This is a genomic window from Bacillus sp. I-2, assembly GCF_001974945.1.
GTDB classification, from domain to species: Bacteria; Bacillota; Bacilli; order Bacillales; family Bacillaceae; genus Bacillus; species Bacillus safensis.
In genome coordinates this window covers 140,281-164,981 of the sequence record NZ_LZRW01000044.1, presented here as the reverse complement: position 1 = coordinate 164,981, position 24,701 = coordinate 140,281, and the positions used below count along the sequence as shown (strand labels likewise).

Sequence of the window (24,701 nt, the reverse complement as noted above, 5' to 3'; positions counted from 1 at the left end):
ATTCTAAAATTTCAAAAATTTTCATCCTATCATCCTACATTTCCCAAATCAAACATTGTTTTTCAAAACATATGACGCACTCACTCATTAGGAATAAAGACACATTATTTCCAACGATTCAGCTTCAAGGTATAATAAACACAACAAAGAGGGGGAAAAACATTGAACAACAAAAGCAGATTATTTTGGGAAGACTATTGGAAAAAGAAATCAGAAAAAGCACCTGCTGATGCGTTTGTTTCGGCGTGGGCATTCGGCTCAGATCCTGATCATTTGCTTGATCTTGTAAAGCAAGGAAAAAAAACAGCCACTTGTTCTGGACACCTTTTTTATGAAAAGGAACAGGAGCCGCTTCCACAACCCGGACAATATGCGGTCATTTTGGACAGCCAGGAAGAGCCAAAAGCCATCATTGAAATTACACATGTAGATATCATGCCAATGAATGAAGTCCCCGTATCATTTGCACAAGCAGAGGGTGAAGGCGATTTATCTTATGACTATTGGTACAGAGAACATAAAGAATTTTTCACAGAAGCACTCCAATCATACGGTTTAGAATTCAAAGAGGATATGCTTCTTGTTTGTGAACGGTTTAAGCTGATTCATTCAGCTTCTTAGCCTTTAAGCGGTGCCAAAAATGGCCCGCTTTTTTCGTTGCTTTTCCCCTTTTAGAAAAAGGTGAGTTGAGATCACATCTTTAGGTCAGAATAAGATCAAATAGAAAAAGTGAAGAAATTTTCGACTACACCTGTTTTTTTTCGACAAAAGAATATATAATTATTTGATGTGTGCATTGTCTCATTTATACAATGGAGGGTTTTTACATGTTAAAAAGGAAAAAAGACAAGTTTTCCGTCTTGTTAACGGAAATTGCTAAAAATTTAGATGAAACTGCTGAGTATTTTGTTAGCTATAAAGTAACAAATCAAACCACTCTGAAAGAATTTTCTGACACATTGAAGGAATATGAGACAAAAGGTGATAATCATGTTCATACCATGATTAAAGAGCTGAACAAAGCCTTTATTACACCGATTGAACGTGAAGACATTCTTCAATTGACGAATAGCCTCGATGATGTTTTAGATGGAATTGAGCATTTTTCCGCAACATTAGAAATTTACTCAATTACAAGCTCTGACGAACATATCGACAAATTCAGCCACTACATCAGAGAGTGTGCGAAAGAAATTTTAATCACAATTGATCTACTAGCTGAAAATCGCTTGAAAGATATTCATCCGCACGCAATCAAGATTAAAGAGATTGAACATAATTGTGACAATCTTCATCGTAAATCATTAAAGAACTTGTTTGGAAAAGAAACAGATCCAATTAAAGTGATTCAATACAAAGAAATTTACGAAACACTTGAAGAAATCGCTGATTCCTGTCAAAGTGTTGCCAACAATCTAGAAACAATCATTATGAAGAATGCGTAACGGGGTTAGTTAAACATGGACACATTACTCATCCTTACCATACTTATTGTCATTTGTGCACTTGCTTTTGATTTCATTAACGGGTTCCACGATACAGCAAATGCCATTGCGACTTCAGTTTCAACGAAGGCATTAAAGCCTAGACATGCGATCATCATGGCAGCGTTCATGAACTTCTTAGGAGCAATGACATTTACAGGTGTGGCAAAATCCATTACAAAAGACATCGCAGATCCATTCACACTTCAAAACGGCTCTGTTGTGATCTTGGCTGCTTTAATTGCCGCTATCACATGGAACTTGCTTACTTGGTATTACGGGATTCCGAGTAGTTCTTCACATGCATTAATCGGATCAATTGCAGGTGCGGTTATTGCCTCTGCCGGTTTTGGCGCTTTAAACTATTCGGGATTCATTAAAATCATTCAAGCACTTTTGCTTTCACCTATCCTAGCTTTCGTATTGGGATATATCGTGTATACCATTATCAAAATTATATTTAGAAACAACAATCTCGCAAAAACAAATAAACAATTCCGACGTGTTCAAATTTTAACGGCTGCACTGCAATCGTATACCCATGGGACAAACGATGCGCAAAAAGCGATGGGAATTATTACGATGGCTTTAATTGCAGGTAATTTGCATACAACAGACGACATTCCTTTCTGGGTACAATTCTCTTGTGCGCTTGCAATGGGACTCGGTACTTCTATCGGCGGCTGGAAGATTATCAAAACAGTCGGCGGTAAAATTATGAAAATTCGTCCAGTAAACGGAGTATCTGCCGACTTAACGGGTGCAGCTATTATCTTCGGTGCGACGTTTATTCACTTACCTGTTAGTACGACTCACGTTATCTCATCTTCTATTCTAGGTGTAGGTTCTGCACACAGAGTCAAAGGGGTTAACTGGGGTACGGCAAAACGTATGCTTGTCACTTGGGTAATTACATTACCGATTTCAGGAACTCTAGGGGCTCTTATATACTTTGTGTTAAATGCGATTCTCTAATATCAAAGACCTGTCTGACAGGTCTTTTTTTATTTGCCCGTACACTTAAAACCCTTCTTCTGCAGGACATTTTTTCATGAAGCAGGGTTTCCAATCATATCCATAGAAATAAACAAGTATTCATCTGTCTATGGGAGAGAAGAACATGCTATTATTTTTTCAATTGACTGTATGGTTATTGCTAGGTGCTCTGGCTGTGTATGTATTTGCGGTTTGGCGCTTTGAACAAAAAGTAAAAGAAAAGATGTTTGCCATTCGTAAAACGTGGTATTGGATTTATGTAGCAGGTGCTGTTGTTTACTGGACAAATGACCCTTCTTCTATCTTCACCGACTGGATGCACTACTTGATCATTGCCGTATTTTTCGCATTAACCGATGCTTTCATCTTTCTTAGCTCCTATATTAAGAAACTCGGAAATCATGAGCTGGAAACTGACACGCATCAACTCCTTGAACAAAATAACGATCTGCTTCATTCCTACCTCAATAAACTAAAAACGTACCAATACCTATTGAAAAATGAACCGATCCATGTATATTATGGAAGTGTAGAGGCATATATAGAGGGAATTGAGCGGCTGATTTATTCTTTTGCCGACAAGATGAATATTCAAGCGGTGCTTTGTCCATACGATATGCAGGAACAAAAAGACGACCTGCTTCGGACACTTGACCAGCGGGCTCTTATTCAGGCGAAGCTTGACAGGCAGGAAGTATATTACGATGATTTCGGTCATTTAGTGCTCATCCCATTTTCTGTAGCAGATGCTCATTTTGTCATTAAGCTCACCTCCGATGAGATTGTCACGGAGTTCGACTATTTATTAATGACATCACTTACAACAATTTATGACCTAATCTTGCCTGACGAAGAGGAAGGTGATGAAGATGGACCACGCACTTCAAGGGGATAACAACAATCCTAAGAAAAACCCTTTTAAGATTTTAAAGAAAAAACGCCATATCAGTATGGCCGATTATAAGGTAAGCCCCCATACTGAGCGAATTTTTAAAAAGAATGAACAGCTTCTGGATGAGTATAAAAATAAAAAGGCTTGATTACACTAAAGGACGCGGAACGAAATCCGCGTCCTGATTCCATTTTTACATAGACTTGCATACAATACACTATACGCTGCAACGATTGAGGTGCCAAAATGAAAAAGAAAATCAAACAACTGAGATATGTTCAGTTTGCCGAATATCAGCCGTCCCCATATACTAAGCGATTAATTGAAAAGAGTGAAACAGCCATCCAATCATACAAACAGAAACACTCACTGATTTAACAGTTTAACCAGCTTCTCCTTCGTTTTAGGACCGTATATTCCATCACTTGTCAAACCGTTCACCAGCTGAAAGCGCGCTACGGCATTCGCCGTTTTTTCCCCGTAAACACCATCGATGCCTTTATCTGCAGCCGATTTATCAGGATAAAAATAAACAGCAGCAAGCGCTTTTTGGACGAGGCGTACGTGCTCTCCCTTCGTTAGAGGCGAAGTCACCTTTAAAATCCCATCTGGCAGCTCATACATCATTTTTCCATCGTTTCGATAAATTTTGAGAACCTGTCCAATTTGAATCTTGTTCGGGTCGCTAATGTTATTCCACTTCTGAAGATCTTGCACTGTGACGTCATGAGCTTTGGCAATACTCGTTAACGTATCCCCGCTTTTGACGACATACGTGATGACCGTCTCAGGGTCTCCTGCTGTTTCAATTCCTTTTTTAAATTCATCCCATGTAGCGAGAAGCAGGCGCGGACATGCTTTTCCAGACCAGTGCTGATGTGTGACCACATTAGCTAGTGGAATGTTATGTTCTTTCAGCAGCTTTTGAATGAGCCATTGCGCATGTTTGACCGCTTGCTGGAAATTTCCATCTTCATTTTCACAAATTTCAATACCGATCGACTTTCTGTTCCCATTTCCATGTCCGTCCCCTGCATGCCAGCCATTTTCATTTAACGGCAGATGCTGAAAGATTTCATGATCATCCACTGTAAAGTGCCAGCTCACTTCTGTCGTTGGTCGTTTCACATATGCCGCATGACTTTTCGCATCCGCTCCCTTTGACGTGTTTGCTGTGTTATGAACCGTCACATACATCGGTGTCATGGCGTATCCTGGGCGGTTCCCGTTTCCAACTGGAATAAAATCTTGATAAATTTCTACCATGTTCTGCACTCCCTTTTGCTAAATTGAATTGATCTTTCTCATCAATTGGTGGCGTTCGTAAGACAACTTGGGTTTGTTTTAGTGATAAGACTATGGTAAAATTTGAATTCAATCCACTCTTTTTAGTAATGGAAAACGCAAAAATGAAGAAAAAAACAGGAATTAATTCCATTTTTCCTTGATTTTATGTTAAAATTGTTAAAAATAAGCCGATATTAAAAGTAAGTAATAGCTTCATTAGCTATTTAGTCCTATATGGACTTTTCTTTTACGCCAAAAACAGAACATACGTTTGCATGGAGGTTTTTAAATGACTGGTTTTTTAACCCATTTAGAAGAAGAGATTAAACGGTTATATGCCAAATTACAAATAAGCGGTCCTGCTTATAGAGACATGCAAAGGATCGCTTCTGAATTTCATGTATGGGTTCACTATGAGGATACTGGCAGCATGATGATCAAACATCAAGGTCTTTACAGTATTATATTAAACAGATCTCTATCGTCAGAGGAACAATGGCAGGATTTTGCCCACGAGCTTTGTCATGTGCTGAAGCATGCAGGCAATCATTTCAAGATGCACAAACTCTTTCGAGAACTGCAAGAGTTTCAGGCTAAACAATTCATGTATCACTTTTGTGTGCCGACCTTTATGCTGATGCAAATGAAGCTTCCAAACCTTCGGCAGCAAGCTATTTTGCACATTGCGCAAACATTTCACGTCACCTGGGCCTTCGCTGAAAAGCGACTCGCCTTGTTCGAACAGCGAAAAGCAGGCATTCGCTTCCAACAAGAGTTTACATCTTATTTAATGAAAGCCGAGAAGGTCGCGGAAAAAGAAGCTGTTTATCAAACGTAAGCCTCTTCTGCATAGGGCGACAGGGTTTATCCATAAAGATTTAATACTTGCTTGAGTACATTTGTGTACCGATAAAATTGCTCATTTTGCGTTTCACGGCGATAGCGCCGTCTGAAGTCTTGAAAGAATGCTCTTCTTTGCGCCTGACTGATTTCAAGCTGTACACTTTTTCCGGTCAGACATTGATTATTAATATTGTGAGGATGTGTTCCAGAATAGCGATCAGATTCAGATAGCAGCACTGCGGGAAATCCATTAAGCGTTAAACGTTTCACTGTTTCTGCCGCTTTTTCTCTGTCTGTCCCGCCCACTAATGTTTGAAGCACCTCCGTTTCCCCGTAGCCATGGAGCGCAAACGTGTAATGATGGGTATGCACTAGAGAAAGGCAGACCGGCTCATTGAAACGTGTGCTTGTAATATGAAGCACATGATTGCCTTTCACTTTAAGGCCTTCAAATAAATACATAGAATCATCACTTGCGATTTCATGAATGAGCTCACTCACGCCAGATTCAATTCCCCCAGCATGAGGGGACAAAACCAAAAGCTGGTCTCCTTTCCGCTCGTGAAGAATTTGATAGTCGATTCCCTCTCTTTCATGAGCGGAAAGCTCTTCATAACTTTGATATGTATCAATGATTTGCGTCATTCCATCTTCCCCATTTCTCTATATGAGCATAAGTCTACTGATCTTAAATTCTTTTGTAAAGGGATTTCGCATGACCTATCGACTTAATACATCCTTAAATTTTCCTTATCTTTTCGGCTATCTGTTGAATTTTGAGAAAAAATGACCGATAATTGAAATGAATAGAACTTTTGGACTATATGAATCTTTTTGCATTCTCTCTCATAAATTAGAAATATTGTGATCTACATCTGGAGGAATTCATGTTAAAAAAGAAAACCACCATCACCCTTGTCATCTTAATCCTTAGCTTCGCTGGCATCATTTACTGGAAATGCTTTTCTCTTCAAGGCGTATCTCACGGAACCTTTATCCGCTCGATGACATCACCTGACGGAACATATATCATCAACACCTATCGACATAGCGGAGGGAAACTAAAGGAGAACGCAGTTAGAGCAGAGATTGAAAACAAACTCACCCGCCGAAAGAAAACGATTTACTGGAAATACCCTGATAAAGACCCTCTCATTAAATGGAAAAATGGACAGCTTGTTCAAATTGGGCATGAGTTTTTAAATGTGGTAAAGGGAGAAACATACGATTATCGCTTTGACCGGAACAAAAGAAAATAGCGTATCAAAAAAAAACGAATCCCTCTTGGATTCGTTTTTTACGTTGACATCACATGCTGCATGAATTCTTTCATTTCTTTACTTACGCTCGTTAGTCGTTCCACAATTTCACTAAACTCTGTCACAAGTAAAGCCTGCTCTGATGATGAACCTTTCATATGGTCCATACTCTCAAGTAATGTATGTATATTAGAGGAGATCCCTTGCAGTGAACTTTCAATGTTTTCTGTTGCACGTGAAGTTTCACTTGAAAGCTTTTGAACCTCACTGGCTACAACACTAAAACCAGCCCCCTCTTTTCCTGCCCTGGCTGCTTCGATTGACGCATTCAATCCGAGCAAACTCGTTTGTTTCGAAATGCCCTTAATCATTTTTGTAATATCAGATGTTTTTTTCGAGCTTTCAAGTGTTTGCTGCGTTTGTAAGGTCATTTCCTCACTTGTCGCAGAAAGCTCTTCTGAATGTGCCGCCACCACATGCACCTTTTCTTGAATACTTTGAATGATGTCATTTAATGACTCCATATATGCTTCAAGCTCTAATTGATTTTTAAGTGGATAACCTAAAGCGAGTGCGCCGATCACTTGTTGATTTTCATCAAAAATTGGCAGACCCATTGCATTTAACGGTATTCCGTAAACCGATTCAGGCACAAACATACTTGATGTCTCACCTCTGAGCGCTTTTTTCATATTTAAATCATCTGGCTTAATGAGTTCTCCGGCTCGAATTTGAAAATCCACATCTTTCGATGGCAAATACAGCAAGAATTTCTCTCGATCAATGACACCCATCGTCACTTCGTTTTTTAAAATCTGCATCATATAAGGTGCTGCTGTCACAATACTCTGTAGTATATCCAATTTCTCTACCCCCTTATATAGTTTATCGGTCGTTCTTCTTAAATTAATAGATACTTTTTAAAAATAATGATGATGATTAGAAGAAATTCTTCATATTTACGAGTAAAAAGAAGTACTTTTCCTTTCTATATTCAAACGTATATTTGCTATAATTAATGAATTAACATATGATGAAATGGTCATGTAATCATTTTGTGTATTCATTGGAGGCGCATGTTGTGACACAACCCATGAAATATGAGCGGGCAATCGTCATTGGCGGAGGTATCACCGGGATGCTCGCTGCAAAAGTTTTATCAACATATTATCATCAAGTCTTAATTATTGAAAAGGATGAACTGCCAGACTCTCCTGAGAATCGTCTCGGCACTCCTCAAGCCTTTCATCCACATAGAATGCTGCCACTTGGCAAACAAATCGTTGAACGTCTATTCCCTGGTTATACAAAAGAGTTACTGGCAATGGACGGATTTAATACCATGCATCAAACCTCTCGATTTATCACAAAAGATGGCGAGTTAACGCTCACTGATACAGAAGAAACTGCCGTCACAAGACGCGCAATGCTAGAGTGGGTGCTGATGCAAAGAATGGTAAAAGAGGAACATGTGCAGTTTTTAGAAAAACATGAAGCCATCTCTCTTCAGTTTAAAGAGGGAACAAATCAGGTCATGGGGCTCATCGTGAAGAACCGGCAAGTAAAACCTGGCAGCATTCATGAAATGAAAGCAGACTTAGTGATCGATACGTCTGGAAGAATGTCCAAATTGCCAAAATGGCTGAAAGACGCTGGATGGACCTTACCAAAGACTGATGAGTTACATGTGTTTCTAGGCTACAGCACAAGATATTATCACATACCATCAGGGGCCCCACCCCTGCAATCAATGGTCGTAGTTGGCCAGCCAGACAAGCAAATTCCAACAGGACTGTTTGAACGGGTAGATCATGATTTAGTGGCTGTTCTTCTTTCTGCAGCTGGCGGTTCACATTATCCAACAACGGATGCTGATCAATTTGATTCAGAAACCGCTGCACTGACCCACCCCGCGATAGCAGAAGCCATCCCCCATTTAACGCCCTTTACAAAACCAAAAGGATTTAGAGTTCCTTCTTGCGTGAGACATCACTATGAACACATGCAGGATTGGCCAAGTGGATTATTGGTGATGGGCGATGCCTTGTGTACGTTAGATCCCATTCATGGACAGGGCATGACAAAGGCAGCCCTCGAAGCACAAACACTTGACCGTATGCTCAAACAAGCACAAAAAAATGAGCGGCTGTCTTTTGAAAAGGACACATTACAACAAATGCAGCAAGCGAGTGAACTTGGCTGGTGGCTTTGTGCAATTGCTGATATGGCGTGGGACGGTGTCGAGTTAAAAGGAGAAACAACCATCCCCCACTTGACGTTCGTACAGGAATTTTTAAATCGCTACGTACAATACGCCATTGTCACAAAACAGCCTGAACGACTTGAAGCGTATCACCGGATGCATTCTTTCTTAACAGAACCGAGAGAAATCATCAACTTAGAACAGCTGAACGACATGATTCAAGCTGACACCTCAGGAGAAACCGCCGAATGGTGGAAGCAATGGGATCAAAAGAACGATGAAGGCAACCGAGCTTTTTTCCATGAAGCGGTTCCTGACTTCCGTCTAAAGCACTTGCTGTCATTCGATTGAAACAAAAAAAGCCCCTTCAAAGGGGGCTTTTTCATTAACGTAATAATTGAAGTACGTTTTGCGGTTGCTGGTTTGCTTGCGCTAGCATTGCTTGAGATGCTTGAGAAAGAATGTTGTTCTTTGTGAACTCACTCATTTCTTTCGCCATGTCAACGTCACGAATACGAGACTCAGCAGCTGTTAAGTTTTCAGCAGAAGCACCAAGGTTATTGATTGTGTGCTCTAGACGGTTTTGGACTGCTCCAAGAGCTGAACGCTGTTTAGATACAGCGCCGATTGCTGCGTCGATTTTTGCTACTTCGGTGTCAAAGTTAAAGCCTTCTTCATTTACTTTAATATCTTTGACAGTCAATGTTTCAGCGTCCATTTTACCAATCTTTACATTGATATTTTGCTCAATGTTCGCTCCAATTTGAAATTGGAATCCATCCTCAACGCTACCATCCAACAAATTCTTTCCGTTAAATGCTGTACGCTGAGAAATACCATCAATTTCATCAACCAAAGCAGTGAGTTCTTCTTGAATAGCTGTTAAATCTTCTGTTTGTTGAGTCCCAACGTTACCTGCTTGAACTGTTAATTCACGCATACGTTGAAGAATCGCATGTGTTTCAGTTAATGCACCTTCAGCAGTTTGAATAAGAGAAATGCCATCTTGTGCGTTTTTAGACGCCATTTCTAATCCGCGGATTTGTCCACGCATTTTTTCAGAGATCGCAAGACCTGCTGCGTCATCTCCTGCACGGTTGATACGAAGTCCAGAAGAAAGCTTTTCCATGTTCTTTTGCCCTGCTCCATTGTTGGCAGACAAACGGTTCAGTGTGTTAAGTGCTGCGATATTGTGGTTAATTCTCATGTTAAATGACCTCCATGTGTTTGAACCAATTGGACGTCCTTATCCAAAAGTTCTAAATTAGAATTTTTTTGTAAGCCTTACAATCCATTTATCGAACTTTAATGGAATATGTTTAACAAAAAAGGAATAAATAAGGATAAAGTCTCATTCACTATGATCGTTTCGCTAGAGTATGCCAAATTTAAAGGTCATTTTTCATGATTTTATCATAGGGATTTAAGAATCATAAGAGTGTGGGGAATTCGAAGAAAAAACATCATAAAAAAAAGCCCCATAAAGGGGCCTTTCATTAACGTAGTAATTGAAGTACGTTTTGTGGCTGTTGGTTCGCTTGTGCAAGCATTGCTTGAGACGCTTGAGAAAGAATGTTGTTCTTAGTGAACTCACTCATTTCTTTCGCCATGTCAACGTCACGGATACGAGACTCAGCAGCTGTTAAGTTTTCAGAAGAAGCACCTAGGTTATTGATTGTGTGCTCTAGACGGTTTTGAACCGCACCAAGTTTAGCACGTTGAGATGAAACTTGGTTAATTGCAGCATCAACACCATCAAGTTGATTATCAAAAGATGTAGTAGCAAAATCAGTTACATCAATATTGCTAATTTTTACAGTAGCACTACCTAAATCAGCAGCTTTCATACTATCAATGTTTACACTTAATTGTTGACCAGAATTTGCGCCAATTTGGAATGTAAGTTTATCAGTAGCAAAAGTACCATCTAAAAGGTTTTTACCGTTAAATTGAGTACGGTCAGCAATCCCTTTACTACCTGCTTCTCCACCTACTTCTTCAACAAGTGCATTGATTTCATCTTGGATTGCTTTAAGATCTGTAGCAGCATCTTGGGTACCAGTGTTTCCAGCTTGTACGACTAGTTCACGAACACGTTGAAGGATTGAGTGAGTCTCAGTCAATGCACCTTCAGCTGTTTGGATAAGTGAGATACCGTCTTGTGCGTTTTTAGAAGCCATTTCTAATCCGCGGATTTGTCCACGCATTTTTTCAGAGATTGCAAGACCTGCTGCGTCATCTCCTGCACGGTTGATTTTAAGACCAGAAGAAAGTTTCTCCATGTTCTTTTGGCTCGCACCGTTGTTTGCAGACAAACGGTTTAATGTGTTAAGCGCTGCGATATTGTGGTTAATTCTCATTTCCTATTACCTCCATGTATGTGGGACCTAACAGACGTCCTTGTCTGAAAAAAGTCCTTTATTCTAGGGCTTATCAACCCTGACAATTCTATTATCGGATTTGTTTATAGGATGTTTAGAAGATTTTTTAAAAAATATCTTATTTTTTAATGACGTTATTCCTAATTTTAACAATTTCATCAAAATAAAAGCTGCTGATCTCTTATCAGCAGCTTTACAATTTATGAATATCAGTATTGCTTGATATCAAACATTAAGATATTTTGGTACACAACGTAATCCTTCTTACTTGTGAAAGGACCTTTATTGTGTTCATCATTGATTTCATAGAAGTTCATGCCAATTCCAAAACTTCTCTCTTTATACCAGTTTAGAAAATCGTTGATTTCTTTCATTGAAAGCAAATAATCCTTTTGCAGCCCGTTTATCATGGTAATTGAAAGTATACCTTTTGTTGATTCTTCACCAGGTTTTGTCCCGTCCTGATCTTTCGGTTCTTCGGTTGAACCATCGCCAGGTTTTGTCCCGTCTTGATCTTTCGGTTCTTCGGTTGTGCCATCACCAGGTTTTGTCCCGTCTTGATCTTTCGGTTCTTCGGTTGTGCCATCACCAGGTTTTGTCCCGTCTTGATCTTTCGGTTCTTCGGTTGTGCCGTCACCAGGTTTTGTCCCGTCTTGATCTTTCGGTTCTTCGGTTGTGCCATCATCTGGCTTTGATTCACCTTCAGCAATTTGTAAATCTTTTAGTGAGATAGAAATCACTGATTTGTAATCACTTTTAATCGATTTTGAATGATAATCTTGCTGGAAATTTCGTCCACCTATGATATATATGGTATCCTCAATCGTTACAGCACTTGAACCTACTCTAGCTTCAGGTAAATTGATCGAGCTTCTTTTCACAGAATTCGTTTTAGCATCATAAAACTGTGTGTATGGTGATAATAGACTGGCTCTGTCATCATACTGACCTCCAGCCATGAACAATTTTCCCTGATATGTTGTAAATGCAGCCCCTAGTTGATAAAACTTTAACTGTGATTTTGTTTGTACCCATTGATTTGTTTCAATGTTGTATTCATACACTTGGGAATTTTTGTGATTACTAACTGTTCTTTCTCCACCTGTAGCATAAATTTTGTTGTCAACGACTTCTGACATAGACATACCAGTAAATTGCTGAGGAAACATTTTTAATTGTAGCCATTTATCTGTTTTTGTATCATAACTATAAAAATTATGTTCTTGATAAGGACTTTTATTCGTTGCAAGAATATAAATCTTATCATTTACAACACTTGCACTTATGTCACCTTTTGTCACAGCATAGTATGGTATATTAATCGGTGTTTTTGCCCATGTATCTAATTCTGCATCATAAATATCAATCGTATTTGTGCTATCTTGATATGCTCCTCCAATGACATATACTTTTTTACCTATCGCCACTGCCGTACTATCTGTTCTTTCTCTAGGCATGTCAGCTTTTGAGCTCCACTCATTTTTGTGAGGATCGTACATGTAGGTATTTTTATTACTATATGCCTTTTCACTACTTCCCCCAAAAACAAAAATCTTCCCATCTACTACTGCGGAACTAGAATGAAGTCTCTCTTCCGGTAAGTCTGCTCGCTTCGTCCACCCATTTGTCTCAACTGCATGAGCTTTTAACGGATGGATTGTGACCATCATTAAAATAGTCAAAAGCACTAAAAATAAACCTTTTTTCATCGTTTCTTTCCTCCATATCTTAAATATCCCCCCTTTTATCGACATATTTGTAATAAAATTTAATTTTTATCATTGTACACCAGAACAAATATCCTCAAATTGCACCTGTTATTTACCCTCACACATACATCACCGGTGTCGATATTTTAATAATCTTTCCGCCGCGACGATAAAACCTTGGGACGCGGCGGCTTAAGGTGGCGATGACTTCGTAGTTGATCGTATTGAGCATTTCGGCGATTTCATCGACAGAAATTTCTCCTCCCTTTTGACGACCATATATGACGACTTCTTCGCCTTGCTTTGCTTTCATTTCTCCTAAACTGATCATGGTCATATCCATTGTGACGCGGCCAGCAATCGGCATTCGTTTTCCTCGGAAAAGCATGAATCCTCGATTGGATAAAGCACGTGAGTACCCATCTGCATAACCGATTGGTATGGTTGCTATCACTTCATCAGGTTTTGCTACATAGGTTGCCCCATAGCTGACGGTTCTTGGCTTTGTCACCATTTCCTTCACGAACGCAATCCTTGCTTTTAAACTGAGAGCGGGCTCTAGCTTAACAGCATCTAAACTCTCAATGTATTGCGAAGGGTACAGTCCATATAGCCCGATGCCGAGCCGAATCATATCTGCGCTAAATTCAGGAAACGCGATAGCAGCCGCTGTATTGTTCATATGTACTGTGGGCAGTGTAATGCCTTGTTTTTTTAAGAAACGAAGAAAATCAATAAAAATGCTGTGCTGCAGCAGTGTGAAATCAGGGTCAGGCTCATCCGCAGTGGAGAAATGCGTAAATATTCCATCCCACCTCAGGTTTTCACTCTTTTCAAGCGCCTCCACCACCTCTAACAGCTCTTCCTTTGTCCGTACACCTAATCGTCCCATCCCTGTGTCAACATTGATATGAATCCCAAGGCGATGCTGACTTTCTTCTTCCGCTAAGATCTCATTTGCTTGAACAATCCAGTCTTCTCGAAGGCCGGATAGGTCAATTCTCCAGGCTGCAGCCCTTTTCACACAGTCGAGCGGGGTAAATCCAAGGACCAGAATCGGTGCTTCAATTTTTGCTCTCCGCAATACAATGCCTTCTTCCAAGCTGGCAACCGCAAGCTCTGTCGCACCGCTTTCTAGTGCCTGCCGCGCTACTTCAACTGAACCGTGTCCATAAGCATTCGCCTTTACGACAGCCATGATCTTACTTTTCCTTGGAATATGCGCTTGAATGGCTTCGATATTTCTTTTAATCGCGTCAAGATTGACCTCGATCCAGACTTCCCTGCAAAGCTTTTGCATGTATGTTTCCTCCAGTCATTTCGATATCAATGTTCGTTTTCGTGTCTAGTCTATCTTTATTCATTTTTGAGAAAAACATTCAACCGCAATGATTGAACCAGCCTTGTCTTGATTGACATAAAAAAAGAAACCACCTCAAATGGTGATTTCTTCTTTATGAACAGGCATTTCATTAATCCGCAGATTTCATCATTGAATCAATTTCATGATAAATCTCTTCCAGATTTTCTCGTTCAGTCAAATACTCGGCAGTGCTCTTACAAACAGGCACATCAAATGTCAGAAAGGTGAGCGTGATCGTTGATGATTCCTGATCATTCATAGTTAATCTCAATTCAAGTGTCGAGATCTCTTCATTATTATCAATCTCAACAGATTGTTCAATCGGCACACCATCTTCTAACATGTCAACTTGTTTCAACTCTTTCAAGGAAAGCTCAGTGACTTCAAACTTGAATTTTCGAGATGAGCCGCCAGGTTGGTGTGTAATAAAGCGCATTACCTTTCGCTCATCATCAATCGCAAAGCCTTTATCAACATTTTGTGAAAAAAGGTATGTGGAAGCCTGAAAACCGTCTTCTTGAAAAAGCATCATCATTTTATCTAATAATATGTTTGGATCATTCTTTTCTTTTTGTCTTTGCAGCCTACCCGCTATCCATAAAATGACCATTGCACCGATGATGCTAAAAACCGTTCCCAGCCCATTACCTACATCTACGAAAATAGTAAAGCCTAAAATAGCAACAATAAAAGCGATTACAATGCCTATGATGAATATCACTCCATGCTCCTCCTGTCATGACCCTCATTGTTATATTGGTTTAATCAAGTATAGCATCTGGATTTTGATCGAAAAAAAATCTACTATAGACTAAACAGATACTATATTCATTTCGCTTTTAAATAGAAAGGATTTTTATGATGAACCTCTACACGACAGACGAAATCATTGATGCTCTTTTTAAAGCCTGGTCCTCTCAATCTAGTTCAAAATGGAGTAAAGACAACCCGGCCAATGGACAATGCGGTGTCACTTCTTTAGTCGTCCATGATCTGTTAGGCGGAAAAATAAACAAAACCGCATTACCCAACGGATGGCACTTTTACAACGTAGTGAATGGAACAAGAATCGACTTTACTTCTTCACAATTCTCTGAGGAAATCGTTTATATGGATGTACCTTCAAATCGAGAAGAAGCATTTGAAGATACGAATGAGGATCAGTATCGATATTTAAAAGAACGAGTCCTAAAATATTTAAACATATAATACTCATGAAAACAGACCATATGAGGTCTGTTTTCATTGCAGTTTGATAAAGTGTTTAAAAGATAGGCAGTAAGAATTCACACACCTTATCTTCGCCTTCTTCTTCTCTATATCTCTCCATTATAGGTGCCTGACGCATGTTTAATCGATTGTTTTGGATCATTTGAGGCAATTGTCTCCAGAACAAATTCACTTTTTCGGTTGTATGTGTCACTGTAAACACAGCATACGTTCCTCCTTCAAAATGACCAGTCTGAACCATTTGATCTTTTGTGAAATCTCTATTTGTCATAAGCATGAGGTCGTATCTGCATTTTTCTGATGGAATTTTTCCAGGATCATCTTGAGGAACACCATATATACCATATTCCTTTAATTCATCATTTAATTGATGTTGCTTGATCCATTTCTTAAATCTCTTCATCATCTCAAAATTCTCTTTGCTGCCATATGATCCGATATTTCTCATATACACCATTTTCATATTCGTTAACATTTCAATGTTGTAATTCATGATTTCCCTCCAACTCGTATTGGAAGACTGGCCAATCATTCCTTACAAACAACGGTAACATCCTTTAAAATAGAATGCAGTAGGATATTAAAAATAATTGAATGTATGATGGAAAATACATATGGAGGATTTGCGATCTATATCATACATGAAGTAATCTCATTTTCTCCATTAGATATCAAATTTTTTAAATAAAAAAGAACGGACTATAGCCGCTCACTTGTTATTGATTTTCCTTTGAAGATTTAGCACCAAGAAAGACGCCAATTAAATAGATGATTGTTCCGAAAAACAAACCATTTAACAAACTGATAAACAACATCTTACAAACCAGGCCAACATAATAAGACGCTGGCGTCCCTGGAAACACAGCCATATTGAACAGGCTAATCATAAAGGTTAAAGCAAAGGATATAATGAAAATCCTTCGAAATAATGTTGATTTTAACATTGTCACTTTACTTCCTCCTCAATATCTTTTCTATGGAAAAAAATTCTTTATTGGTAGCATATATTCCGTCTTAAAATAAAAAGCCCTTAAGGGGCTTTTTATTTAAGCAGTATAACCGATACTTGCAGTATGACCTCTCCTAGCTTCATCATGACTTGCTGTCACTTCAGATGTAAAATAACCAACAATACTGATCATACTAATCATCACGCATACGACTGTTAACGTTTTAAATTTCATACTGACAGTCCCCCCGCTTCACTTGAGTTTGGAAATAAAGAATTTTCTCATAAAAAAGCATCGCATTGTCTTTATCTCCCATTTCATTATAATATTTTGCAGCATCTTTTGCTAAATCTTCAAGATCAGGATACATTGACTTTATTTCTAGCAATTCCATTATTTTTTCCAACTGCTCAAAATTGTTCTCAACGTATAGTGATCTTAAAAATTTGAATATCAATAACAGCACATGGTCTTTCAGTTTTTCAGATAGTTCTATACCGTTATTTAAAGCATATATACCTAAATCCTGTTCTTTCTTTTTGAAGTAGGCTTTTGACAACATAATGAGCGGGTCTAAGATTCTATTTAAATGCTCGTATCCCTGTTCTCTAAATGCTCGAATTGAGTCATTAAAATGAATAATTGCTTGTGCTATTTCTTTATTATGAAAATAACTCAACCCTAAATTATAGAGTGCTGATCCTTTTAATCGTTTTGTTGAGTTGTCGGCGGCTTTTTCTAGTGCGTGTTGAAAATGGGGTATTGCTTTTCGGGGCAGCCCATATCTATATAGTTTAACCCGATCACAAAAGAACATTGTATTTCTCTTACAGTGTATGTATCTTTTTCTCGATAACATTGTATCGCCTGTGCGATATGGTGCATGGACATGTGGGTTTGTTTCATGTGGTAATAGATTTCAGCCATCTTGTAATTGAACTCGGCCCGTTCAATATCGTCGCTGACAAGAGACAGCTTTTTTTCTGCCCGTTTATAGAAGGTAATCGCATTTAGGTATTCATAGTTTTCAAATTCATACATGCCGTAGAAAAAATTGAAGTAATACTCGAGCAATCCTGTTAATTTCTCTTGGTCCCTTTTGATCTTCATTGCGAGCTCCTTGAAGTTGGCCCGCTCTTTCCCATTTTCTAAAGGATTCAAGTAATCAAGCATTAATTTATGTCTGAACTCCATGAGTGAGAAATACAATAATAAATCTTGATTTTCTTCCATATGATCAAGCATTGATTTGATTTCCTCTTTATATGCTTCGGCGTCCGGTACGTTAAATCTTTGAATATGATATTACCATTCATTGATTTTCAAACCGACGTGAGAAGAAAGCACTTTCTCCATCAGCCCTTACCCCTTCCTCTATTTTCCCTATAATGACATATATTATCATTTCATGAACCATTCGACACCGAAAAGAAACCGCAAAAAAGCCCTATAAAGGGCCCGTGAATGATAAGATAAAAAGACTTCTATTCATAAATAAGCACCCAGTATTCCGCCCCAGGTTCTCCTTCTTCTACAACAGCCTTCCAGCCTCTTTTTTGATAAAAAGATAAAGCTTTGTGATTTTCGGAGACACATTTGAGGGTGACCGGTGTTCCCAAAACTTTTATCGCTTGTTTGAGCAGCAGATCGCCAGCCCCTTGACCAGCAGCTTCTGGATGTACAAACAAGAGATGAATAAAACGATCTGGTACATATAGAGAAATGAATCCAAGGATTTTATTGTTCTCCTCAGCTAAGAAAATTTGCTCTTCCTGCGTATCTTGATCAAAATCTTGCAGATTGAGTTCTTCTGTATTGAGCCAGTGAAAGCTATGGCACCGTGATTCTAAATAGATTTGTCTTAATTGTGGATAATCGATCGTTTTTGCTTCTCGAATGAGCAATAGAATTCCCCCGTTTTTATTGAAATGTGAAGCAGCATTATTTAACTCGACACTTCTCCTTCTTTTCTACCAAGTTTCATAGATAACTGAACGCCAATCATTAACGAGACGATGACAAGCATTGCCACAATGGAAGCATCAAAATGTCCGCTTAGATCGAAAACCAAGCCAATGAAAAACGGACCGAATCCACCCACAATGTACCCGCCCATCTGCGACATCGCAGACCAGGTTCCGGCTTCCTCCGGAGTACTCGTCTCCATAATCGGGAGCATAAGCGCTAAAGGGAATAATCCACCTGCACCCATACCTAGGAAAATGACGGCTGGCAAGATCGGCATTGGCAGAAGAAGAAAGATAAGGCCAATGAGTTCAGACAGACTGCATAAGATGAGAAATAATTTCGGTTTTCCTAATCGAGTAACGATCGCTGGAACGAGTAGTGCCACCGGTATCTGAATGAGTGTAAATATGGTCAAGAGCATTGCAGCATATTGCGGACTGTTGCCAAAGCTAAGAGCAATCGGTGAAATCCATGCCGTCAAAGAATAAAACATACTGGACATAAAGCCAAAGAACAAGGTGAATTGAATGGCCTTTTTGTTTCTCAACGGCAATTTTAACGGCAACGTTACATGATCACTCTGCTCATTTTTGCGAACTAAACCTATCCATAGAATAAGGGCAATCACCCCTAGAATAGCCCAGCAGGACAATGCAAATGGAAGGTGATGCTGACTGCGCAGATAAATTGGAATGGTGAAGCCGGAAGCGAGCGCTGCACCAATCGTCATCGAAATTGAATACACACTGACGATACCAGGATTTCTCGGGAAATATTTTTTAATAAAACTAGACAATAAAGGACCTGCGAAGCTAATCCCTACCCCTCCAGCAAACGCAGTCATGAGCAGGATAGCAACCGATTGGCTAGTACCACGCAGTGCAGTGGCAATCGTGATCAGAAGAATCGAGAAAAACAGCGTTCTCTCTAAACCAAAACGCCGGCTGAGTATCGTTGCAACGGGAGCAAATATTCCCATACAAAGGACAGGCAAAGTGGTCAAAAGACTTGCTGTCAGTGCGTTTACGCCAAGCTCTGATTGGATCATGCTCATCATGGAAGCCACGGACGTAATGATCGGACGTAAGTTTAAAGCGGCTAAAAATAAAGCGGCTAAATAATATATTTTTTTCATCAATACCCTTCTTTCTCTCTCATCTTGTTAAGGTTACTTTGAGTATAAATCTGCCGCATTCATTGATCAATACAATAAATCGTATTATGATGATAGGAAAAGACTATCATTTATGAAAGGTGGACATATGGATACCCGGCATATTACCTATTTTATGGCTGTATTCAACCATTTGCATTTTACAAAAGCCGCTGAGCAGCTAGGCATATCACAGCCTACACTTAGCCAGCAAATTCGACTGCTTGAAGCAGAAGTTGGGATGCCGCTCTTTGATCGAATCGGCAAAAAGGTCGTTGCTACCGAAGCCGGTTCGCTGCTTTATCAATATGGCATGAAAATGCTTCAAGCTGAAAGAGATGCAAAAAATGCGATGAAAGAACTATTATCAGAAAAACGAGGAACCGTTCGTCTCGCAGTACTCCCCTCCGATCTTGATTTTCAGCTGGTGCCACTTTTTGTAGAATTTAAAACACTTTATCCCGAAACCAATCTGAAGGCATATTCAAATATCTTTGTTCGTGAAGAAGTTCTTTCGCATAAAGTGGATCTCGGCATCGGACTGCGAGGGCCTGCGGATAAGCGTCTCGTTCAAATTCCACTTGGAAGTGAGCCTTACGAATTATTTGTTCATTCAGAAAGTGATTTGGCTCAAAAGAGCGAAGTGTCATTAAAAGAGCTGACTCACCATGCGTTGGTCATGTATCCGAAGGGATATCTAGGAAGGGATTTAGTAGATGACGTATGTAAAGAACAGGGTGTTGAACTGGACACTGCCATGGAGGTTGGGTCCGCGTTTTCGCTATTGCAGCTGGTTGAAGCCGGGATCGGTGCAACCATTCAGCCAAGAGGATTACTAAAACAACATTCGACGTGGCCTAATATTGTTTCGATCCCTATTGCTGAGCCAGCACCTGTCCGGCACTTGGAATTAATTTATTATGCAGATCGATTTGTCAGCAAAGCACAGCAGCAGCTATCTGAATGGCTGATAGACTTTTTCAAATCAAGAACAAATTAAAAAGTGAGGTTAACACATGAAGAATGCAGATAGCATATTTACAAGAACAAACCGAGTTGTTATTCGCCAATTCGATAGACAGGATATTGAAGCGTTTTATCAATACCGAGCAAATCCCACAATTGCAATATTTCAATCCTGGGAAAACTACACATACGAAGATGCTGAATCATTTGTTCAACATCAATATCGAGTTCATTTATAAAAAAGGAAAATCCAAATCCGTTTTCATTGATCAACTCAAACAGTTTTTCATGAATTAGATTAAAAAAAGCCCTTTTCAGGGCTTTTTTTGGATTCGTTCTGATTGATTAGCTTTCGTTTGCCAACATGTATGCTGCAGTTTCATGCATATCTTTCAATCCTGATCTCTGTGCGTACTCGGCCACAGTGATCGCACTTGTCGTCAGAAGTTCTATTATATGTTCATCCATTCCTGGCCAAGTTCTCCCGCCTGCTTTTTCATACGCATGGATAAGTTTTGTTAATCCTTCTTTCCCAAAGAGAAGTTGATGCGACAAAAAATCTGCAGATACATCACCAACCCCCACTTCAGACCAATCAATCACACCCGTCACACATTGATTTTCATCAATCAGAATGTGGCCAGGATGCAAATCTCCATGCTTCACTCCCACGAAAGGCGGCCATAAAGAATCTTTAGCTAGCCATTCTTGCCAGCGCTCCCATAAACCGCTGTTAATGGTGTATTGCGATTTGACACGTTCCATTCGCTGTTTCATTGATCCTCTTAATTCATGAGCACTGAGCATCTCCACACCGATCGTTTTAAATGGCTGTTGATCTAAGGAATGTACATTCGCTAAAACTCTTCCTAATGATTCATAATAAGCTTGCGGTACTTTCGTTTGGTCAAAACTCCACACATACGATTCCTTCTCCACATCAATACTAGCCGCCGGTACCCCCTCTAATTGTTTATAAGCAATCAGACTTTCTGAAAAGATAGACCACTGAGGGACCTGAAAGTGAACCTGCTTACTCATATGATCTAATGTCTTTTTTTCTTGTAAGGTATGTTTCATTGATTCAGGTCTGCGAGGCACTCTTAATATCCATTGATCACCATGTAAATCTTCGACATGCGCGACACGAAAATCAACACCTGATTCATTTATTTTAATGGTATTCTCTGAAATGTCTAATCCGTGATGATTGGCTAACTGCTTTAATTCTAATCTATTCATATTCATTCCTCCAATTGCTCATTTAGTCATGATCAATAGGCATCAAGAATATCATCACAAAAAACCACAAAAGGCTACTTTATGTGGTCAGAGTAAACAAAGCTGGACTTATGCCATTCTTTGTATTAAAAAACATACAAAAAAGACAGAACAATTATCTGCCTGTCTTCTAGTGAAATTGCATACTTTCCCGCTGAAGATCATTAAAAATGTGCAGACTACCCCGTTTACTCCGTTTGATGAAAACAGAGCCTTTGAACATATGAAATTACTGATTGTTCAAAGTTTGCTGGCGTAATCTTCCTGCATGCATCATCTTTAACCATCCTCCTCTTTATCATATAAAGTTACTATACTTTATTTAAATATGACTTTCAATAAGATTACAAAAAGAAGCCCTTTTCAGGGGCTTTTATTCTTTCACTATCTTTTTTTCACTGGATGAATGTCTTCTCCCAAAAAAGAGGTATTAGGCTCACCACTATTTTCTAGGAACTCCGCTATTTCTTTCAGCTCTTGATTGATGAGGTCATTTCTTTGCATATCCGGGTTTAACAGAAGGATGGAGTGAATCGTTGTCGCTGCTTCATATAAAACATGTTGATCTTTTATCTGTTTGATGCATTGTTTCATACGATCGAAAAACCATTCAATCTCTTCAATTTCTTCCATCGGATAATGTGCCATTTTAAAGAGATTCTGCTGACGAAGGTCTTGTCTCTCAAAAATTTGTTCAAGCTCTTCTTTACTGACATACAAATCCGAGGATTCCTCATCAATCTCTACTACCTCGACCATCACATCTTCAGCTGTATATAACTGCTCAATAAAATCATCGAAAGTATCCGCCAGCTTAAAATCGACTCCCATTTCTAAATCAAAATAGTGAATAGGAGGATGTTCTTTCGTTTGTCGATAATCCATTGCGATCCATGTATCTTCTTCTCCGCTGATGATTACAAGTCCCTCAGGCAGCTCCAATTCATCACTTAACTGAAGACTATTCATGATGCCATCATCTTTGGCGATTCCTCTTAAATGGTCAAATTGAACATGATCCTCAGCCCATGAATTCGGCTGTTCAGTTGGGAAAGCATTACGAACTGTAAAACCACCGTTCCATTCTAAAATGAGCTTTTTATATGTATCAGGTAAAGTGACACCAAGTCTTCCCTCTGCTTCACGAATTTTTTCCTCATCTATCTTTTCTAACGTGAAAGGACTCTCTTCTTCTTTCTCCCAGAAAGGTTTCAAAGTGGATGCCTCCCTATATTTATTGAGATAAGTATAGCATTGACCAACTGTTCATTTGCTCATTCTACTTCATAAAAAAACAGACTATTAAAGTCTGTTTTAATCTTGTCTATACGTTTTCAGAGGTTGTATTTCGATCAATCATAGTCGTGTTTCGATTTGATTTTTGATGTTCCTCCATAGTTGTATTCCGAATTGATTTTGTTTCAATGAGTTTCAAAGTTTCTGCTGTTGAAACACTTAACAATACAATGGAAACAATGACTAGTAATTTTTTAATAATCATACAGACACTCTCCTTTTTGAATATCATTTTGAGCTTTAAGAGCCTTTTTATAATATTCGACAGCTTTTTCAAAGTCCCCCTTTTTTTCAGAAGATAATCCTATACTTTGAGCAAATACCTCGACATAGACATATAGTTGCTTTTCCTCAAAATAATCTAGCACTTCTTGAATTGCTTTCTCATTAGCATCTATATAAATCGCTTTTAAAGCTTTAAATAACATCAAACACAACGAATCATTTATCTCTAAGGAGCACTTAAGACCATCTTCTACGAGTGGAGCGGCTTCATCATGTTGACTAGACTTATACAACGACCAGCTTAAACTAAATAGGGTGATTGGTTTTATTTCAATACTTCGTGGTGTAATAATGTCTAAAACTTCTCTGTAGCGTATAATTGCTTCAGTGTACTTTTGTTGTCGATCATATGTATTCGCTATGTTCAATAGAATTTTAGCAATTAACATATTATCGGCGAGCTCTTCTGCTATAGAAAAAGCTGTATTTAGATGCTTTAATGACTTGTCATATCGCTTGAAATCATCATAATTTCCTGCAATAACAATCAAGCTTTGTATTTGGCGAACTTTATATTGTTCATGCTGCTTATAGATGTCTAAGGCTTTTATAATATGATGCATAGAAACATGAGTTTGTTTCATAATATAGTAGGCTTCAGCCACCTTGAAGTGAAACTCCGCTTGCTCAATATCATCGACCACCAATGCGAGCTGCCTTTCAGCGATCTTATAATATTGGATAGCCTGTATGTATTCTTTCTTACTAAACTCATGCATTCCTCTAAAAAAAGCATTATAGTATTGCAGCATACCAGAAAGTTGATGATTTGAATTTTCGATTTTATCAACCAAATCAGAAACAGAAGGCGATCGTTTTTCTGAAGGTTTAATATAATCGAGCATAAGCTGATGTCGAAAACACATCAATTGATAGTAAATGAGCAGGTCTTGATCCTCTTCCATTCGCTCAATTTCTCGTTCTACCTCAGCTTTCAAAATCTCTGCATCAGGTACACTGAATTGCCGAATCATTTTATACCATTCATTTATTTTCACACCTACATGTGAAGATAGAACCTTCTCCATCCCTTATTCCCCTTCCACTAATTTCCCTTATATTACATTTATTATCACATGTATAAGTTTTCAAGGCACCGAAAAGAAACCGCAAAAAGAACAATTGAGTAACCGTGATTTTACATATTTCTTCTCA

General features: G+C 38.9%; 27 protein-coding genes and 1 pseudogene. 11 read left to right on the top strand and 17 right to left on the bottom strand.

Going from position 1 to position 24,701, the window contains the following annotated elements; genetic code table 11:
* Positions 1 to 162: 162 nt before the first annotated feature.
* From BAE31_RS15690 to BAE31_RS19740, 6 genes are all read left to right on the top strand, one after another.
* Positions 163 to 621, top strand: coding sequence for an ASCH domain-containing protein (locus BAE31_RS15690; RefSeq protein ID WP_076840903.1), 459 nt, complete (start codon positions 163 to 165; stop codon positions 619 to 621).
* A 206-nt stretch (positions 622 to 827) separates the two neighbouring features.
* Positions 828 to 1,445: a DUF47 domain-containing protein gene (locus tag BAE31_RS15685; protein ID WP_024426775.1), complete on the top strand. Its 618-nt coding sequence runs from the start codon at positions 828 to 830 to the stop codon at positions 1,443 to 1,445.
* A 15-nt stretch (positions 1,446 to 1,460) separates the two neighbouring features.
* Positions 1,461 to 2,459: an inorganic phosphate transporter gene (locus tag BAE31_RS15680; protein WP_017359158.1), complete on the top strand. Its 999-nt coding sequence runs from the start codon at positions 1,461 to 1,463 to the stop codon at positions 2,457 to 2,459.
* A gap of 145 nt (positions 2,460 to 2,604) precedes the next feature.
* Positions 2,605 to 3,375 (top strand): type II toxin-antitoxin system SpoIISA family toxin, encoded by a 771-nt coding sequence (locus BAE31_RS15675; protein ID WP_024424960.1) that lies wholly within the window; start codon positions 2,605 to 2,607, stop codon positions 3,373 to 3,375.
* Positions 3,350 to 3,520, top strand: a complete 171-nt coding sequence (locus BAE31_RS15670) for a type II toxin-antitoxin system SpoIISB family antitoxin (RefSeq protein WP_024424961.1) — start codon at positions 3,350 to 3,352, stop codon at positions 3,518 to 3,520. Before BAE31_RS15675 ends, BAE31_RS15670 begins: the two co-directional genes overlap by 26 nt.
* 98 nt (positions 3,521 to 3,618) lie before the next feature.
* The gene (locus tag BAE31_RS19740; protein ID WP_120207232.1) at positions 3,619 to 3,750 is read left to right on the top strand and encodes a type II toxin-antitoxin system SpoIISB family antitoxin; all 132 of its coding nucleotides are present in this window, start codon (positions 3,619 to 3,621) and stop codon (positions 3,748 to 3,750) included.
* Here BAE31_RS19740 and BAE31_RS15665 read toward each other — a convergent pair.
* A complete protein-coding gene (locus BAE31_RS15665; RefSeq protein ID WP_076840902.1) occupies positions 3,739 to 4,638 on the bottom strand; it encodes an N-acetylmuramoyl-L-alanine amidase in 900 nt (299 codons plus the stop codon). The genes BAE31_RS19740 and BAE31_RS15665 overlap by 12 nt on opposite strands.
* A 310-nt stretch (positions 4,639 to 4,948) precedes the next feature.
* Between BAE31_RS15665 and BAE31_RS15660 the strand changes: the two genes are divergently transcribed.
* A complete protein-coding gene (locus tag BAE31_RS15660) occupies positions 4,949 to 5,497 on the top strand; it encodes an ImmA/IrrE family metallo-endopeptidase (RefSeq protein WP_024424963.1) in 549 nt (182 codons plus the stop codon).
* Positions 5,498 to 5,523: 26 nt separating this feature from the next.
* Here BAE31_RS15660 and BAE31_RS15655 read toward each other — a convergent pair whose 3' ends face one another.
* Complete coding sequence (locus BAE31_RS15655) at positions 5,524 to 6,147, bottom strand: poly-gamma-glutamate hydrolase family protein (RefSeq protein ID WP_076840901.1); 624 nt, start codon at positions 6,145 to 6,147, stop codon at positions 5,524 to 5,526.
* 242 nt (positions 6,148 to 6,389) lie between these two features.
* Here BAE31_RS15655 and BAE31_RS15650 point away from each other — a divergent pair, with 242 nt between their 5' ends.
* A complete protein-coding gene (locus tag BAE31_RS15650; RefSeq protein WP_076840900.1) occupies positions 6,390 to 6,761 on the top strand; it encodes a DUF5412 domain-containing protein in 372 nt (123 codons plus the stop codon).
* Between the two features lie 38 nt (positions 6,762 to 6,799).
* On the opposite strand, the gene BAE31_RS15645 is transcribed toward BAE31_RS15650, so the two are convergent.
* Positions 6,800 to 7,624: a methyl-accepting chemotaxis protein gene (locus BAE31_RS15645; protein ID WP_041105915.1), complete on the bottom strand. Its 825-nt coding sequence runs from the start codon at positions 7,622 to 7,624 to the stop codon at positions 6,800 to 6,802.
* 218 nt (positions 7,625 to 7,842) lie between these two features.
* On the opposite strand from BAE31_RS15645, the gene BAE31_RS15640 reads away from it, so the two are divergent.
* Positions 7,843 to 9,315: an FAD-dependent oxidoreductase gene (locus BAE31_RS15640; RefSeq protein ID WP_076840899.1), complete on the top strand. Its 1,473-nt coding sequence runs from the start codon at positions 7,843 to 7,845 to the stop codon at positions 9,313 to 9,315.
* Positions 9,316 to 9,349: 34 nt separating this feature from the next.
* Here the strand turns inward: BAE31_RS15640 and hag (BAE31_RS15635) are convergent, their stop codons facing one another.
* The 5 genes from hag (BAE31_RS15635) to BAE31_RS15615 form a co-directional block, all read right to left on the bottom strand.
* The gene (hag, locus tag BAE31_RS15635; protein WP_024426770.1) at positions 9,350 to 10,171 is read right to left on the bottom strand and encodes a flagellin Hag; all 822 of its coding nucleotides are present in this window, start codon (positions 10,169 to 10,171) and stop codon (positions 9,350 to 9,352) included.
* A gap of 289 nt (positions 10,172 to 10,460) precedes the next feature.
* Positions 10,461 to 11,324, bottom strand: a complete 864-nt coding sequence (gene hag / locus BAE31_RS15630) for a flagellin Hag (protein WP_041085097.1) — start codon at positions 11,322 to 11,324, stop codon at positions 10,461 to 10,463.
* A gap of 230 nt (positions 11,325 to 11,554) precedes the next feature.
* Entirely contained in the window at positions 11,555 to 13,054 is a 1,500-nt protein-coding gene (locus BAE31_RS15625; protein WP_076840898.1) for a Kelch repeat-containing protein, read from the bottom strand.
* Positions 13,055 to 13,172: 118 nt separating this feature from the next.
* Positions 13,173 to 14,354: an alanine racemase gene (alr, locus tag BAE31_RS15620; RefSeq protein WP_076840897.1), complete on the bottom strand. Its 1,182-nt coding sequence runs from the start codon at positions 14,352 to 14,354 to the stop codon at positions 13,173 to 13,175.
* Positions 14,355 to 14,526: 172 nt separating this feature from the next.
* Positions 14,527 to 15,138: a GlsB/YeaQ/YmgE family stress response membrane protein gene (locus tag BAE31_RS15615; protein WP_076840896.1), complete on the bottom strand. Its 612-nt coding sequence runs from the start codon at positions 15,136 to 15,138 to the stop codon at positions 14,527 to 14,529.
* A 140-nt stretch (positions 15,139 to 15,278) separates the two neighbouring features.
* Here BAE31_RS15615 and BAE31_RS15610 point away from each other — a divergent pair, with 140 nt between their 5' ends.
* On the top strand, positions 15,279 to 15,626 hold the full coding sequence (locus BAE31_RS15610) for a YunG family protein (RefSeq protein ID WP_087975684.1): 348 nt from the start codon (positions 15,279 to 15,281) through the stop codon (positions 15,624 to 15,626).
* 55 nt (positions 15,627 to 15,681) lie between these two features.
* On the opposite strand, the gene BAE31_RS15605 is transcribed toward BAE31_RS15610, so the two are convergent.
* The 6 genes and pseudogenes from BAE31_RS15605 to BAE31_RS15585 form a co-directional block, all read right to left on the bottom strand.
* Entirely contained in the window at positions 15,682 to 16,140 is a 459-nt protein-coding gene (locus tag BAE31_RS15605; protein WP_076840895.1) for a GyrI-like domain-containing protein, read from the bottom strand.
* Between the two features lie 223 nt (positions 16,141 to 16,363).
* Positions 16,364 to 16,597: a hypothetical protein gene (locus BAE31_RS15600; protein WP_041105908.1), complete on the bottom strand. Its 234-nt coding sequence runs from the start codon at positions 16,595 to 16,597 to the stop codon at positions 16,364 to 16,366.
* A gap of 96 nt (positions 16,598 to 16,693) precedes the next feature.
* Positions 16,694 to 16,831, bottom strand: coding sequence for an aspartate phosphatase (locus tag BAE31_RS19510; RefSeq protein ID WP_139336397.1), 138 nt, complete (start codon positions 16,829 to 16,831; stop codon positions 16,694 to 16,696).
* Positions 16,821 to 17,896: pseudogene (locus BAE31_RS15595) on the bottom strand (response regulator aspartate phosphatase). Before BAE31_RS15595 ends, BAE31_RS19510 begins: the two are co-directional and overlap by 11 nt.
* Before the next feature lie 185 nt (positions 17,897 to 18,081).
* The gene (locus BAE31_RS15590; protein WP_076840894.1) at positions 18,082 to 18,501 is read right to left on the bottom strand and encodes a GNAT family N-acetyltransferase; all 420 of its coding nucleotides are present in this window, start codon (positions 18,499 to 18,501) and stop codon (positions 18,082 to 18,084) included.
* 41 nt (positions 18,502 to 18,542) lie between these two features.
* Positions 18,543 to 19,700, bottom strand: a complete 1,158-nt coding sequence (locus BAE31_RS15585) for an MFS transporter (RefSeq protein ID WP_076840893.1) — start codon at positions 19,698 to 19,700, stop codon at positions 18,543 to 18,545.
* 127 nt (positions 19,701 to 19,827) lie between these two features.
* On the opposite strand from BAE31_RS15585, the gene BAE31_RS15580 reads away from it, so the two are divergent.
* Positions 19,828 to 20,718, top strand: coding sequence for a LysR family transcriptional regulator (locus BAE31_RS15580; RefSeq protein ID WP_151862981.1), 891 nt, complete (start codon positions 19,828 to 19,830; stop codon positions 20,716 to 20,718).
* Between the two features lie 311 nt (positions 20,719 to 21,029).
* On the opposite strand, the gene BAE31_RS15570 is transcribed toward BAE31_RS15580, so the two are convergent.
* The 3 genes from BAE31_RS15570 to BAE31_RS15550 all read right to left on the bottom strand — a co-directional run bounded on the left by BAE31_RS15570 (position 21,030) and on the right by BAE31_RS15550 (position 24,574).
* Positions 21,030 to 21,926, bottom strand: coding sequence for a macrolide 2'-phosphotransferase (locus BAE31_RS15570; protein ID WP_076840891.1), 897 nt, complete (start codon positions 21,924 to 21,926; stop codon positions 21,030 to 21,032).
* A 423-nt stretch (positions 21,927 to 22,349) separates the two neighbouring features.
* Positions 22,350 to 23,180, bottom strand: coding sequence for an SMI1/KNR4 family protein (locus tag BAE31_RS15560; protein WP_076840889.1), 831 nt, complete (start codon positions 23,178 to 23,180; stop codon positions 22,350 to 22,352).
* 275 nt (positions 23,181 to 23,455) lie between these two features.
* The gene (locus tag BAE31_RS15550) at positions 23,456 to 24,574 is read right to left on the bottom strand and encodes a response regulator aspartate phosphatase (protein ID WP_076840888.1); all 1,119 of its coding nucleotides are present in this window, start codon (positions 24,572 to 24,574) and stop codon (positions 23,456 to 23,458) included.
* Positions 24,575 to 24,701 lie beyond the last annotated feature (127 nt).

What these genes read in the sequence shown, in the direction of transcription:
- BAE31_RS15685 (WP_024426775.1), top strand. Translation starts at nt 828, where the DNA reads ATGTTAAAAAGGAAAAAAGACAAGTTTTCCGTCTTGTTAACGGAAATT.
- BAE31_RS15680 (WP_017359158.1), top strand. Translation starts at nt 1,461, where the DNA reads ATGGACACATTACTCATCCTTACCATACTTATTGTCATTTGTGCACTT.
- BAE31_RS15675 (WP_024424960.1), top strand. Translation starts at nt 2,605, where the DNA reads ATGCTATTATTTTTTCAATTGACTGTATGGTTATTGCTAGGTGCTCTG.
- BAE31_RS15670 (WP_024424961.1), top strand. Translation starts at nt 3,350, where the DNA reads ATGGACCACGCACTTCAAGGGGATAACAACAATCCTAAGAAAAACCCT.
- BAE31_RS19740 (WP_120207232.1), top strand. Translation starts at nt 3,619, where the DNA reads ATGAAAAAGAAAATCAAACAACTGAGATATGTTCAGTTTGCCGAATAT.
- BAE31_RS15665 (WP_076840902.1), bottom strand. Translation starts at nt 4,638, where the DNA reads ATGGTAGAAATTTATCAAGATTTTATTCCAGTTGGAAACGGGAACCGC.
- BAE31_RS15660 (WP_024424963.1), top strand. Translation starts at nt 4,949, where the DNA reads ATGACTGGTTTTTTAACCCATTTAGAAGAAGAGATTAAACGGTTATAT.
- BAE31_RS15655 (WP_076840901.1), bottom strand. Translation starts at nt 6,147, where the DNA reads ATGACGCAAATCATTGATACATATCAAAGTTATGAAGAGCTTTCCGCT.
- BAE31_RS15650 (WP_076840900.1), top strand. Translation starts at nt 6,390, where the DNA reads ATGTTAAAAAAGAAAACCACCATCACCCTTGTCATCTTAATCCTTAGC.
- hag (WP_024426770.1), bottom strand. Translation starts at nt 10,171, where the DNA reads ATGAGAATTAACCACAATATCGCAGCACTTAACACACTGAACCGTTTG.
- hag (WP_041085097.1), bottom strand. Translation starts at nt 11,324, where the DNA reads ATGAGAATTAACCACAATATCGCAGCGCTTAACACATTAAACCGTTTG.
- BAE31_RS15625 (WP_076840898.1), bottom strand. Translation starts at nt 13,054, where the DNA reads ATGAAAAAAGGTTTATTTTTAGTGCTTTTGACTATTTTAATGATGGTC.
- alr (WP_076840897.1), bottom strand. Translation starts at nt 14,354, where the DNA reads ATGCAAAAGCTTTGCAGGGAAGTCTGGATCGAGGTCAATCTTGACGCG.
- BAE31_RS15610 (WP_087975684.1), top strand. Translation starts at nt 15,279, where the DNA reads ATGAACCTCTACACGACAGACGAAATCATTGATGCTCTTTTTAAAGCC.
- BAE31_RS15605 (WP_076840895.1), bottom strand. Translation starts at nt 16,140, where the DNA reads ATGAATTACAACATTGAAATGTTAACGAATATGAAAATGGTGTATATG.
- BAE31_RS19510 (WP_139336397.1), bottom strand. Translation starts at nt 16,831, where the DNA reads ATGAAATTTAAAACGTTAACAGTCGTATGCGTGATGATTAGTATGATC.
- BAE31_RS15585 (WP_076840893.1), bottom strand. Translation starts at nt 19,700, where the DNA reads ATGAAAAAAATATATTATTTAGCCGCTTTATTTTTAGCCGCTTTAAAC.
- BAE31_RS15580 (WP_151862981.1), top strand. Translation starts at nt 19,828, where the DNA reads ATGGATACCCGGCATATTACCTATTTTATGGCTGTATTCAACCATTTG.
- BAE31_RS15570 (WP_076840891.1), bottom strand. Translation starts at nt 21,926, where the DNA reads ATGAATAGATTAGAATTAAAGCAGTTAGCCAATCATCACGGATTAGAC.
- BAE31_RS15550 (WP_076840888.1), bottom strand. Translation starts at nt 24,574, where the DNA reads ATGGAGAAGGTTCTATCTTCACATGTAGGTGTGAAAATAAATGAATGG.